This is a genomic window from Paenibacillus aurantiacus (assembly GCF_042431225.1).
Classification (GTDB): domain Bacteria; phylum Bacillota; class Bacilli; order Paenibacillales; family Paenibacillaceae; genus Paenibacillus_Z; species Paenibacillus_Z aurantiacus.
The window spans coordinates 215,546-227,894 of record NZ_JBHMDO010000034.1; the positions used below are offsets into that span (position 1 = coordinate 215,546).

The following is a 12,349-nucleotide window of genomic DNA, read 5'->3' on the forward strand; positions in this document are numbered from 1 at the left end:
CTTGATACTAGTAAATCCGCACAACCGACTCTACTAATTAAATCATAGATTATCCCAGTACCGATTAAAGGAGGATTTATATGGCGCACAACGTGAAGGTAAGCCCGGAATTCAAAAAGCTCTGCACCAAATTCGGGAAAATCCTGGGGGGTGAATCGGAAATTGAAGATGGGCCGGTTTGTTTTGTCACGCGGATGACGAACTTGAAGGAGACCATTTTGGGTAGAAAAACCAACTCGCCTTTGGTGTCCATGCAAATGTTCTCGTTCGAGTCGCTAGATGCGTCTGGTCGCGCGCTTTGCTTGGGCGAGACTGCCGTACATCAGAATGAAGTTAATCGTTTGATATCGAATCTTCGTAAACGCGGCATCAAAGTGACTGCGCTTCATAATCACTGGCTTAAAGAGAACCCGCGCCTAATGTATATTCACTGGGAAGCCATTATGAATCCTGTTGTGTTTGCTGAACGAACCAAACAATCGATTTCCTTCCTCGGTTAACGGTTGAGCAGTGTAGTATTTTAATCATGAAAGGATGATCCCGATGGCTCAACATGTAAAGGCAAGTCCTCAATTCATTAAACTTTGCAACCAATTTTCGTCCATTCTAGGCGGAACTGAGCATGAGATTACGAAAGGACCGGTCTGTTTCGTTTCAAGAAACAGAGTAATTAAAGCCAGTATTTTAGGAAGACGTACCACGTCTCCGCTAGTCCGTTATCAGTTGTTCTCGTTTGAGTCGTTGGACAGTTCGGGCCGCGCGCTCTGTCTGGGAGAAACGGCGCTATTCCAAAGCCAAGTCAACCGCCTGCTGACCAATCTTCGCAAGAACGGGATCAAGGTTACGGCCGTTCATAATCACTGGCTGTTCGAGAACCCGCGGCTCATGTACATTCACTGGGAGTCGGTCGATAATCCCATTGAATTTGCCAAAAAAGTAAAACGTTCGATCGCTTTCTTGGGTTAATAACTGACGCTGTTTCTCAAGAATCCTTCCTCCAGCTCTTCCATTGTTACCGGCGCGCGGACGGCAATTCTGACCGCGCGCTCCGGAGAACGCTTCCCAACGACAAATCGATCTGCCGCATACACTTGTACGCCTGACACTCCTCCGCCTCGATGGGACATCCCTTTCTTTGGAATCTTCACGACTGTTCAGTTGTTGACCCAAGCAAAAAGCCGCGGCTGAGCGGCTTTTTTGCTTAGAAGTTGGTATCACCCGATTGCATTTCCGTCTTGAGGAAGCGAACCTTATCTAACGATTGGGTTCTACTGTTTGTACGCCCGTTCATAGCTGCGGATTTTCCGGAAGATTCTGCGATCCGGATGCTTGAGGAAGATATAGGGGTCCGGGTTCGTATTCACTTCGAGAATCCATGGCTTCAATCCGGACTCCATTGCAATATCAAGCCCGATCTTATACACATGCGGGAATGATTGGCGCATCGCTTGACCGGTGATTTCGCCGAGCTTCGTAAGTGATTGCAGCTTCTCCTGAATCTTCTTGGTATGCGGTGCGAGGAGACGCTCGGCTGTCACGACCTCTCCTCCATTGTGGTAGTTGGTTACAATCTTCCCCTTCGCTGCGATCCGTCCAACGATACCGGTTGTTTCCCATTGCTTCTTCGGCGAAAGCTGCACCATGACCCGCAGGTCAAACGGCCTCCCGTTATAGGGAAGAAGATGGATTCCGCGCTGAACCAAATACCTTTTCTGTTTCGTATCCTTCAGGATGGCTGCATACATCGGGCCGATTGCGGAATAGTTTTTTATTTTCCGTCCAAGTTGGTATCTGTAGCCCGCCTTCACCTTATTTACCCTCATTACGCCATTCCCGCAAGTGCCAAAATCTGGTTTAATATAGACCATTCCATACCGGCCCAACATTCTGCTCAGACTCTCCTTGGTCATAGGAACCGTCTCTGGAATGCTGCTGGCTACACGCGCATCCTTCTGAATCGCAACGGTTTTCTTCCACTTGCTTCCGATAAACTTTGACATTAGCCCTGCCTCCTGTTTAAATGTCCTTCATAGATTCTGGTTAGCTTCGATGCGGTTTGCGTCCAACTGAATCGCTGAACAGCATCTATTCTTGCTTGCCTAGCAAGTCGTTTTGTCAATTCAGGTTGTTTGGCAAGCTTTACAATCTGAGATGCGAAAGCTTCCGGTCTATGATATGCGCCTACGAGATAGCCGTTGCGACCATGTTGAACAACCTCCGGAATCCCCCCGATCTTGGAGGCAATGACAGGCAAGCCTGAAGCCATCGCTTCAACATTCACCAGACCGAAAGCTTCATGTTTCTGGGACGGACATACAAAACAACTGCCGGTTCGATAGAATACGGGCATTTGACGACGAGAAAGGCCTCCTGTAAAGGTAACCGGAATGCCAAGCGACTTTGCGGTCTGCCTTAGATAGGCTTTATAAGCTGGTTTTCCGGTTCCGCCTGCTATCGATAACCGTATCGAAGGCACACTTCGGCGTGCGATCTGTACAGCTTTCAGAAGTACAGGGATACCTTTACGAGGAATGAGCCGGCCAGCGAAGAGAATATGGAACGGCTTCGCTCCACTTTTGCCTGAAGGATGAAACTTCTTCAGATCTACGCCAAGGTGCACATATTTGACTTTATGCTTTTGTGCAGGGAATTTGCTGCCGAGCGTACGCTTTAGTGACTGGCTATTGCCAATAATTAGGTTTGCCCTTCCTAGGTCTAATGCAGCCTTGCTAGGTGTAGTCACCGGCTTGGAAACGAATGTCATCGAGTGCATAAAGACAGAGATAGGCGTGTTCGGGAACGCCTGCTTCATGGCACGAATAAAGCTCGGGCGATTGTCGATCTGAATGAGGTCATAACGGTTTCCTTTGACTTGCTTTATCGCATTTCTCAAATAATTCGATTTTGAGCCGCCATCTACTCGGATAATCGTAGCGCGACCTACTCGCGTAGTTCGCGGGAGGTGTTTGCGGTACAAGCTGACGATAGTCACCTCATGATTGCCTTTGATTTGTTTAGCTATTTGATAAATGCAATTCTCTACAGAGCCTCCGACTGGCGGAGGAACCGGTATTTGCTCTGGTGCAATAATTAGTAATCTCACGTTCTCGATCCTCCTTATATCTTTTAATCTAGCTGAAGTATGGTATTCAAAGACAAAGTGAAAATTGCTAGACTGCTGTACTTGAGGGCTTTAATTAACTTATAGACAACAACGACAAAAGCACCCTTCTCTATTACGAGTAAGGGTGCTGTTATACATATAGGACAACTCAAGCAGTAAGCCGGCTCTTTCGACTACGTCCGTTTTCGTCTAGATGCCCACCATTCCACACACGCGCCGAAAGAAATGAGCGTAATCATCAGCAAGACGATCCATCCTACGAGCGGAATGTTGATGACTGCAGCGATGAGCACGGAACCAACCATCACCTTGACCCAATCCGGTTTATAGGCCACAGCCCGAAGCTGCTCGCCAACCCGATGGCTGATTACGGTCAACCCGGCAGCAAAGGCAACCATGAGTATAAGAATAATGAAAATCAGAACCGGGATACCGATGATGGTGATGAACAGCAGCGCACTGACCGCCGCGATCGCCAAGCCGCTCAGAACCCCCATATACAGCAACCGGCTCCAGGATGTAGACGAGAATCGTTCGATAAAGGCTTGTGTTCTCCTCTTTCCGATTAGGCTTATAAGCGAAGGGAGCAAGACGAGCAGTAATGTACCTCCCAGCTGCACACCCCATAGTCCAACAACAAGTCCCCCGCCGATGAGCAAGCTGTTCTGTGTCTGGCTGTCCAATGACAGGTTGTACACATCGTCGCGAAATACAGCGCCAGGGGCCTGGTCCACCTTCCCTCCGACAACGACGATCATCCCATCGACGATCGCGGTACTTGCCGCATGCAGATCACCGTTAATTACAACAACAATACCTGTAATATGACCCTGGATCCGGGCATCTCCGCCGACCACGTACACATCGTCAACCGTGTCCCCCGCCGGAACTACCGTGTTCTGATGTTCGAAGATCGCAGCTGCCGAAGCCTGATGAGGGATTAGGAGCAGAAGAAGCACGAGGAAGCCGCTCAAGATGAAGGCTAACTTTCTCATTGTCGTCATCCCCTCTCCATCGACGTCGGCTGCAGCGCCCTTCGCAGCGTATAGATGGATGCGCTCAAGACCAATAAAGACGAAACAATAACCGTTAACGACACGAACGGAACATCGGACAAGAAATGCGTCACCATGTATAGAATAGCCATGAACAACCGCATGAAGCCGTGGACGAATTTAACGAACATCGCGCCTGCGGTGATTCCGAATGCGCCTATTAGGAGAATTGCGACCAATGGAATCGCGAGCCAGCGCTTCCCGACAGTCAGTTGTTGATTCCGTTCAATCGTCTGCATCACGTCAGCTTCGAACGTAATGGGCGCTTGCTTGAATTGAAAAACCTCTTGCACTTGACCTTGCATGGCCAGCCATTCGTCCAATAACGCTTGGCAGGATTCGCAATGTTCGAGATGCGCTTCGACGGCATGCCTGTCTTCTTCATTCAACTCGTTATCCAAGTAGGCGGATAACTGATCCTCCGGATGGTTCATGAGAGCTCCCCCTTTCTTAGTTCTTTGCGCAATGCCGTTCGAGCTGCGAATAATCGCGACTTCACGGTTCCTAGCGGCACGTTGGTCACTTGGGCAATCTCCTCATAGCGGTAACCCTGCACATCATGCAGGAGGACGACCTCGCGATGCTCCATCGAAAGTCGAGCCAGCGCTTCTTCCATGGAAATCCGCTCCGACGGATCCGAAGACCCCCTGTCGACTGTCGAATCATTCGCTTCCACCTGGTAATCTCGCTCTCTGACCCGCTTCTTCAATCGATTCTTAGCGAGGTTCGACACAATTTGAAATAACCAGGAGGAAAACGCGAATTCACTTTCAAGACTGGTCAACGAATAGTAGGCTTTAACAAATGCCTCCTGCGCAATGTCTTCTGCATCCATACGCTCATTGAGCATTCCTAGCGCATAACGGTAAACAGGATCTTTGAAATCCTTGACGAGTTGGGCATACGCTTCCTTATCCCCGCGCTTGGCACGGCGAATGACTTGTTGTAACTCCTCCACCCGTCTTCAACCCCTACAATATTGCTGTAAACAAACAACCGAAGCCTTATTCGATGTGTGCCGCTTGCTTTCTATAGCCCTGCATCCATTCGTAAATGATCGGAATCACGATGAAGCTGTTCAGCGTCGAGGTGATCATCCCGCCGATTACGACAATGCCCAGCACCTGCGAAATGACCGTATCCGTATTGTGCGTCAGGGCAAGCGGAACGAGCGTCAAGATCGTCGTGCCGGCCGTCATGAAGATCGGCCTTACCCGCGATAGGCTCCCCGACAGAACCGCTTCGCGAAGCGGCATCCCTTCTTTGCGGTTGCGTTCAATTTTATCGATGAGCACGATTCCGTTGGTAACGACAATGCCGGTCAGCATCAGCACGCCGATTAATGCGGCAAGATTCCACTGCCCTTGGATCGCATACAGGGCAATCACGACGCCGGACAAGGCAAGCGGAATGCTAATCAGAACGGCAAGCGGCGCTTTCCAGCCTTTGAACACGAAGCTTGTGATCATCAGGACAAGCAGAATCGATACGACGACTGCGATGGTCATTTCGATGATCATTTGCGTAATTTGGGCCGTAATGCCCCCCGTGGAATAGGTCACGCCGCTTGGGAACTGAATCCCCGCCAATGCCTCATCCACCGCTTTGGACACCTGGCTCATATTCTTCGACGTGATCTGCGCCGATACGATCGAGACTGGTTGGCCGTCTTGTTCCACGATCGAAGAAGGCGCGCTGCTCGTTTGAATGGAAGCGACCTGATCCAGACGGTACGTCTGGTTGCCCGATCCCGTCAACGACTCCGCCGACAGCGAAGCCAGCACCTGCCGAGACGTATACACAGGCATGGTTGTATCTTTATTGGTTCCCTGCGCAATTGGGTCAATATACACATCAACAGGAATGATGCCGTTACCCGATGACACCGGAAGATCGAAGTCCTTCCCTTTGGCTAGATAACGAGCCAGCAGTTTGTTGATGTCCGCAGGCTGGATACCCGCCGCTTTCACTTTGCCCTGATCGAGACGCACATCGAATTTCGGAATGCCGTTCGTCAAATCCGTTTGACCGGCAACCGCGAGCCCCGGAATTGCAGCAAGCTTCGTCCGCGCGACTTGGGCCGATTGATCCAGCGTTTGTTGATCCGAGCCGGCCAGCGTAATTTTGATCAAGGAATCATCGCCGGCAAGGCTTTGGTTCGTGACCGTAATCGTCGCATGCTCTGCAACGGGCGACAGGGCCGATTGTAATTCCGCGATTGCCGTATCGACTGCTTGCTTATCCTTAAGTGCAACCGAGAGATTCGCCACATTCGGCTGCTGAATATAACCGCCGCCCTGGTCGAACACGTCATCTGCCGTCGGAGTAAAGGAAGAACCGAACGTCGCCGAATAGGATGCGACCTTCTGATCCTGATGCAGCACCGTTTCGACTTCCTTCACCTTGTTATCGACGACGGACAATGCCGAACCTTTCGGCAGTTCAATCTGGATCGCGACTTGTCCGCTCGCGGAGCTAGGAAGCAGGCTGAAAGGCAGCAGCGAAGCAAAGATCGCCGCAGCGATGAACAGCACGAGCGAAATACTGATGACGGTCTTCTTGCGGGCGAGCGCCGCGACAAGCAGCGGCTTCATCAGCGGCTCCAGCGTAACGGCCTGACCTTTGGGCGCCTTCCAGCCCATGAATGCCAACGTTGGAATGACGACCATCGCCACAAGGAACGAGACAACAAGCGCAATAACGACTGACCACGCGAAGCCGGAATAGGACGCGCCAATAATGCCGCCGACCAAAGCAATCGGTACATAGACGGCAATCGTCGTCGCCGTCGAAGCGAAGATCGCAGGCAGCATCTCGACGACAGAAGAAGCCAGCACAGGCAGGATCGGTTTCCCCTTGTTCTCTTGTACCCGATTGTACATGTTATCCAAAATGACAATCGCATCGTCCACAATACGTCCCATCGCTACAATCAGACCCGAGACGGTCAAAATGTTCAGCGTAATCCCCATCGACTTCAGAACCGCAGTAGTCGCCAGCAAGGAGATTGGCAGCGAAACGGCGATCATCAGCGTCGAACGAACGTTGCGGAAGAAGAACAGGACGAATAACATCGAGAACAAGCAGCCGAGCAGACCTTCACGAACAAGCCCCATCAGCGATTCGTTCAAATCTTGCGCCCGGTCGGTAAGCAATTGCATGTTTACCTCATGGTGTTGAACAGCCGGGATCGCATCCACGCGCGCCTTCACTTGGTTGGCCACGTCTGTAATGGTGGCCGAAGGCGTTTTGATCACGTTGATCTGTACGCTTGCTTGGCCATTGGTGCGCGAGACGGTCTTCACATCGGTCAACGATTGCGAGACGGACGCGACATCCGCAAGCGGAACGACGTCATTGTCTTTATTTTTAATCTGCAGTTGGTTCAGTTCCTGCTCGCTTAAATCCCAACCTTCGATGTTGATCGGGAACGAAGCCTTCACATTCGCCACGTTACCCTGCAGGGCCGGAATATCCGCAGCAATCGACTTGTTGAAATCATCCAGCGTAAAGCCCTTCGCCGTAAGATCCTTCATCCGCACGAGCACGACGTAGCCTTTATTCGCGCCGCCGACCGTTTGCACATCCGATACGCCAGGAACGGCTTTCAGCTGATTCACGATTGCGGTCTGCGTCGTGGATTGCAGCGTGAGATCGTCAATGTTCTTACTCGCGGAAGTCAAGCTGTAGCTCAGAATCGGGAAGGTGCTCGATGTCAGTCTGGTTACAGCCGGCTTGCTCAAGCCATCAGGCAGATCGGCTTCGTTCAGCGCCTGCTTCAGGGTGCTCTCGGCTTTATCCATGTCGTAATCCATCGGATACGCCAGATTCATAAGCACGCCGCCGTCGTAAGAGGTCGTCTGGATACTCGTCAGACCGTTCGTCTTGCGTATCGCATCCTCCAGCGGAGCCGTAATATCCCGTTTGATCTGATCGGCTTGATAGGATGATGCCCGCATCGAGACCATCAACGTCGTATTATTGATACCTGGCAAATAATCGCGCTGCATCTGGAACGCCGATACGCCGCCCCAAGCCAGAATAAGTAAAACACAAATAAGGATAATAGCGGATCGTTGCATGACCGCTTCAATGATTCGTTTCATCGTTAAGTCTCCCTTCGTTTTATAGAAGAAAGGACAACAGCCATGATCGTATTGTTCATTCGAATTCACAACTATTTTTTTGTTTTTTGGGATAGCAAAAAGCCGCCTGATTAGGCGGCCCCTCCGCTTGTTGACGCCCCATCCTCGAGTCATCCGTTCGATATTCCTCCCTACCCCTGCGCAACGGTTCTGTCAAGAGTTCGAAACTTCCGGAGAATCTCCAGTAGCATAACATTCAAGCTGACCCAAACACCGCCGAATACATATCCTGCGAACACGTCACTCGGATATTGAGCCGTAAAATATATCCGGCTAATGCCGATCAGCAGGCAAATGGTTATAGCACCCAATATAATCGGTATCCGGATCCAGGCGGACGGATAGTGACGCAGCAGGAGAAAGGCCGAAAATCCACATATCGCAAATGAAATGAGCGTCTCCTCACTGGGGAATGTATTGAACAGCTGATACTCAGCCGCGACAGGTCCAGGTCGATGGAACAGCGAGCGCAAGGCTTCATCCATGATTTCTCCTCCTGCAACTACCCATATCAGGAAGAACAGATCCAGCTGGCGCTCCTTGCTATGCAGCACGATCCAGACCACCGTCAAAGCAATCACGGGTCCATACAGGTACATCGTGCCGAGCTTCGCGAAAGCATGCATCCATCCACTCCACCCTGGACCGAATATAGCGGCAACCAGATAGGCCGCGATCTCGTCGAACTGCCCGAATTCATGGGCCAAATAGTCTTGAATGACGCCGATCATCAGCGAGGAAAATAGAACGAAGCCTGCGAAGGCAGCCAGCAGCATGAACCTAACCTTGCCGAATGAATGAAAGTGGCGCACCCCTTCTGTCAGCAGCTGCATGATCGCCTCGCTCACTTGCCGTTTGTACTTCCGATAGATATAGATAACAGCAGCTAACAAGGCCGATGCGAGACCAAAGATGATCATATACCGGTTTACGGTCGCATGATAGGGTTCCCATTTGGGACCAAGCAGCTTCCCCAAGGAGATGAACAAGCCGGCCCAGAAGACAGCGCCCGTGTAAGCAAATATCGCGTAACGTCGGAACGGCATACGTGTAACCCCACAGAAATAACCGGTAATGTGACGTACGCCAGGGATAAAATAAGCGATGAAGAGCAGTTTGTCTCCATGCTTATCAAACCAGCGGGACATGCTGTCCAGCCGCTCCTCCGTAAAATGAATCGCTTTGCCGTAGCGCACAATAAAAGGCCTTCCCAGGCGATAGCCGATCCAATAAGAAAGCGTCACGCCAAGGATCACGCCCAAGCTGGCGGAGCCAATGCTGAACAACCAGTTCAGCTTTTGTTCATAGACGAAGAGGCCAATGTAGCCCATCATCATTTCACCGGGCAGCGGCAGCGCCAGCATTTCGAGGAGCAAGAATATTAAAATGATCCCATACCCATAATGCTCGAGAAGGTTGGTCAAGAAATCCAAGGTTGATCTCCTCCCGGATGTACCGATTTATCCTTTGACGGTCTTGCCTTTTTGGTTGCGCCCTACTCGCCAAATTTTGTCTTCCATTCGTTCATACATCTCAATTGCGCCCGTTATAACTTTCTGTACCGTATGAGATTTTGAAATCCCGACGTGAATGATAATTGCTGCAGCCGAGCCGATTGCTGCTCCGGATAGGATATCCAGCGGATAGTGGACACCTGTCCATACCCGGGAAATCGCGATACCGGCTGCAAGCGTTAACCATCCCCAGCCTTCCTTACGTCTACTGCGCCAAATGGCGGTTGCCACAACGAACGCTGCGGTTGCGTGATCACTTGGGAAAGAAGCGTTGGCGGCATGCTGGATAAGAAGATGTACATGATGGTCTACAAACGGACGATCGCGATCGAACAAGCGGCTCAAAATTACTGAGCCCCCTAATGCAGCACAAGCGGAAACGAGTGCTTCAATCACCATACGGCGATTGGAATTGGTGCGGGTAAACCAGTATAAAAGTATTCCCAAGAAGAAGAAATACTCTCCATCGTTTGTTAAGAACTTCATGATGCCGTCCCAAAGAGCGGAGTGCCCTGCAAAGCCGTTTATGAGTTGGAACCACTTATAGTCGAGATTCAGCATTGTCTTGTACCTCTTTCTGTTGGTTGTTGTGTGTACGATAGAAAAGACAGCCGATAGCTTGAAATTGTTCATTCTCGAAAAAAGGAAAAAAGAGGAGCTTTACGCCTAGATGCGCAAAGCTCCTCTTATCGTTGTAAGACTGATCCTACAGTTTTCGAAAGTCAAAGATTTCCCTTCAAGTCTATGCCTTGAACACAGGCAAACTCTTCGCATATTTGCTCTGTCCCGCATATTCAAGCCCATAGAGCTCTTCAATCGTGCGAAGGACGGAATAATGCGTGGTCCGCTGCGTAACGGTCGTATTCTTCATCATTGGACCGACCAATACCGTTGGAATTTTGTTCTTGGCGCTTAGATCATCTTCATCCCAGGTCAGGATGAGCATGCTGTTATGGGACTTGGCCCACTTGACATAGCGGCCCAGATTGGTTTGAAGCCACTGATCAGCTTCTTTAATCGTACCGTCATGAATATCGTGCGCAAGGTTCGGAATGACGAAGGAGACTGTAGGCAGCTTGCTGTAATCGCTCGGAAAATCCGTGAATGGCTTATTCAGTGAAGAAGGCACGTTCGTGAAGTTGACCCACGGATTATGTTTGCGAGCATAGCCTGTCTTCAGATCATATGGGCCATTATAGCCGGTTCTAGGCAGCCCTTCCGAATAGCCCGCAAAGGTGTACCCATGCCGTATTAATTCAGCCCCTAAATTATCGGTGCTGAATTTGGTCTTGGGGACGCCGTCGCCCTTGACGCCTTGTTCAGAGCCGGAGAACAGATCCAAATAATTCGGCTGGCTTGGATGACGGGTCGCATAATGATTCGTCAAGCTCGCACCGGAATCGAACAGTTGATTCATATAAGGAGCGGAAGCGTTCCCCTTAATTTCCTTATAGGAATGATTTTCTTCCACAACGATTACAATATGGTCAGGTTGTTGCGTGATCGATCGCTGGCTTCCAGAGCCTGCTGCTTGAATCGATGCACCTGTGACGGAAGACATGGAGATAAGCCCAAACAGGACGATTGAAAATGGGAGCGCAAACTTGTATCGCATCTTATACCCTCACTTCTTGTTCATGTAGCATATGCTGCTTCAGTATAAGTTCCCTGGAGTACCGGCACAATACGTCCGGGGCCATGTTAAGCGTAATTTAAGACGTTAATTATTGCCATATGCCAATCTTTAATTTAGGAATTGAAGGAGAATGACGACAACATGAATTTCTATAAGAATGTCCTGCTTCGATCCGTGATCGCATCCGGCTTATGCATGTGCGGCTTCATCGTCATCGCCATTCTAATTGGCGAGCACCGGATTACCTCCTTTGATACCCAGATTACGAAGGGAATGGGGAGCGTTGAATCTGCTTCTTTAACGAAGGTGATGATCTTTTTTACAATGATTGGCTCAGGCTGGCCTGTTGCCATTATTACATTAGGTATCGTCGCATTGTTAACCTACTTGGGGCACCGGAAGGAATTGATCGTGTTTGTCAGCATCATCGTCGGCTCCGCGCTTTTCAACTCGGTCTTAAAGCTCCTGTTTCATCGTGCCCGACCCATCGTGCACCGCCTCATTGAGGCAAACGGATTTAGTTTCCCTAGCGGACACTCCATGTCGGCGTTCACCTTATACGGGCTGACTACCTTCTTTCTATGGAAACATGTGCAAGGCCCCGTATCGCGTGCGCTTATGATTATCACGGGCACCGCCCTCGTCCTCTTGATTGGCGCAAGCCGGATCTACTTGGGCGTTCATTACCCCAGTGATGTGATAGGCGGGTATTTAGCAAGTGGCGCCTGGTTATTGATTACGATCGCGGTCTACCAGCACTTCTTGGAAGAACGCTGGGAGTCCGAACAGCGGTCCAAGAGATTGGCGCATGGCTAGACGTACTTGCTTATCAGACGCTCCCCGCCCTGAAGAGGTCAGCATATGAAGAGCTATGC

The 12,349-nt window shown here is 50.4% G+C and carries 12 protein-coding genes and 1 pseudogene; 3 read left to right on the forward strand and 10 right to left on the reverse strand.

Translation table 11 applies throughout. From position 1 onward, the window contains the following. The first annotated feature begins 80 nt into the window (after positions 1-80). Positions 81-500, forward strand: a complete 420-nt coding sequence (locus tag ACFFSY_RS22415; protein ID WP_377498251.1) for a DUF1259 domain-containing protein — start codon at positions 81-83, stop codon at positions 498-500. Positions 501-543: 43 nt separating this feature from the next. Then, a complete protein-coding gene (locus ACFFSY_RS22420; protein ID WP_377498253.1) occupies positions 544-966 on the forward strand; it encodes a DUF1259 domain-containing protein in 423 nt (140 codons plus the stop codon). Here the strand turns inward: ACFFSY_RS22420 and ACFFSY_RS22425 are convergent. The 10 genes and pseudogenes from ACFFSY_RS22425 to ACFFSY_RS22470 form a co-directional block, all read right to left on the reverse strand. Next, positions 963-1,100, reverse strand: a pseudogene (locus tag ACFFSY_RS22425) (hypothetical protein); the annotation flags it as partial. The gene ACFFSY_RS22420 and the pseudogene ACFFSY_RS22425 overlap by 4 nt on opposite strands. 168 nt (positions 1,101-1,268) lie before the next feature. Next, positions 1,269-2,000 (reverse strand): YheC/YheD family protein, encoded by a 732-nt coding sequence (locus tag ACFFSY_RS22430; RefSeq protein ID WP_377498255.1) that lies wholly within the window; start codon positions 1,998-2,000, stop codon positions 1,269-1,271. After that, positions 2,000-3,103 (reverse strand): glycosyltransferase family 4 protein, encoded by a 1,104-nt coding sequence (locus ACFFSY_RS22435; protein ID WP_377498257.1) that lies wholly within the window; start codon positions 3,101-3,103, stop codon positions 2,000-2,002. The genes ACFFSY_RS22430 and ACFFSY_RS22435 overlap by 1 nt, the downstream gene beginning before the upstream one ends. Positions 3,104-3,297: 194 nt before the next feature. Continuing rightward, complete coding sequence (locus tag ACFFSY_RS22440; protein WP_377498259.1) at positions 3,298-4,119, reverse strand: bactofilin family protein; 822 nt, start codon at positions 4,117-4,119, stop codon at positions 3,298-3,300. 5 nt (positions 4,120-4,124) lie between these two features. Continuing rightward, positions 4,125-4,613 (reverse strand): anti-sigma factor family protein, encoded by a 489-nt coding sequence (locus ACFFSY_RS22445; RefSeq protein WP_377498261.1) that lies wholly within the window; start codon positions 4,611-4,613, stop codon positions 4,125-4,127. Next, positions 4,610-5,137 carry an RNA polymerase sigma factor gene (locus ACFFSY_RS22450; protein WP_377498263.1) on the reverse strand — a complete coding sequence of 176 codons (528 nt, stop codon included), beginning with the start codon at positions 5,135-5,137 and terminating at the stop codon, positions 4,610-4,612. Before ACFFSY_RS22450 ends, ACFFSY_RS22445 begins: the two co-directional genes overlap by 4 nt. 46 nt (positions 5,138-5,183) lie before the next feature. Further along, positions 5,184-8,285: an efflux RND transporter permease subunit gene (locus tag ACFFSY_RS22455; protein ID WP_377498265.1), complete on the reverse strand. Its 3,102-nt coding sequence runs from the start codon at positions 8,283-8,285 to the stop codon at positions 5,184-5,186. A gap of 170 nt (positions 8,286-8,455) precedes the next feature. Further along, a complete protein-coding gene (locus ACFFSY_RS22460; protein WP_377498267.1) occupies positions 8,456-9,757 on the reverse strand; it encodes a bifunctional DedA family/phosphatase PAP2 family protein in 1,302 nt (433 codons plus the stop codon). A 27-nt stretch (positions 9,758-9,784) separates the two neighbouring features. Then, a complete protein-coding gene (locus tag ACFFSY_RS22465; protein WP_377498269.1) occupies positions 9,785-10,399 on the reverse strand; it encodes an undecaprenyl-diphosphatase in 615 nt (204 codons plus the stop codon). Positions 10,400-10,580: 181 nt separating this feature from the next. Continuing rightward, complete coding sequence (locus ACFFSY_RS22470; protein WP_377498271.1) at positions 10,581-11,453, reverse strand: alkaline phosphatase family protein; 873 nt, start codon at positions 11,451-11,453, stop codon at positions 10,581-10,583. Positions 11,454-11,615: 162 nt separating this feature from the next. Between ACFFSY_RS22470 and ACFFSY_RS22475 the strand changes: the two genes are divergently transcribed. Beyond that, entirely contained in the window at positions 11,616-12,290 is a 675-nt protein-coding gene (locus ACFFSY_RS22475; RefSeq protein ID WP_377498273.1) for a phosphatase PAP2 family protein, read from the forward strand. Positions 12,291-12,349 lie beyond the last annotated feature (59 nt).

Bases quoted from the DNA above. Each gene is read 5' to 3' on its own strand.
- ACFFSY_RS22415 (WP_377498251.1), top strand. From the start codon at position 81: ATGGCGCACAACGTGAAGGTAAGCCCGGAATTCAAAAAGCTCTGCACC.
- ACFFSY_RS22420 (WP_377498253.1), top strand. From the start codon at position 544: ATGGCTCAACATGTAAAGGCAAGTCCTCAATTCATTAAACTTTGCAAC.
- ACFFSY_RS22430 (WP_377498255.1), bottom strand. From the start codon at position 2,000: ATGTCAAAGTTTATCGGAAGCAAGTGGAAGAAAACCGTTGCGATTCAG.
- ACFFSY_RS22440 (WP_377498259.1), bottom strand. From the start codon at position 4,119: ATGAGAAAGTTAGCCTTCATCTTGAGCGGCTTCCTCGTGCTTCTTCTG.
- ACFFSY_RS22445 (WP_377498261.1), bottom strand. From the start codon at position 4,613: ATGAACCATCCGGAGGATCAGTTATCCGCCTACTTGGATAACGAGTTG.
- ACFFSY_RS22455 (WP_377498265.1), bottom strand. From the start codon at position 8,285: ATGAAACGAATCATTGAAGCGGTCATGCAACGATCCGCTATTATCCTT.
- ACFFSY_RS22465 (WP_377498269.1), bottom strand. From the start codon at position 10,399: ATGCTGAATCTCGACTATAAGTGGTTCCAACTCATAAACGGCTTTGCA.
- ACFFSY_RS22470 (WP_377498271.1), bottom strand. From the start codon at position 11,453: ATGCGATACAAGTTTGCGCTCCCATTTTCAATCGTCCTGTTTGGGCTT.
- ACFFSY_RS22475 (WP_377498273.1), top strand. From the start codon at position 11,616: ATGAATTTCTATAAGAATGTCCTGCTTCGATCCGTGATCGCATCCGGC.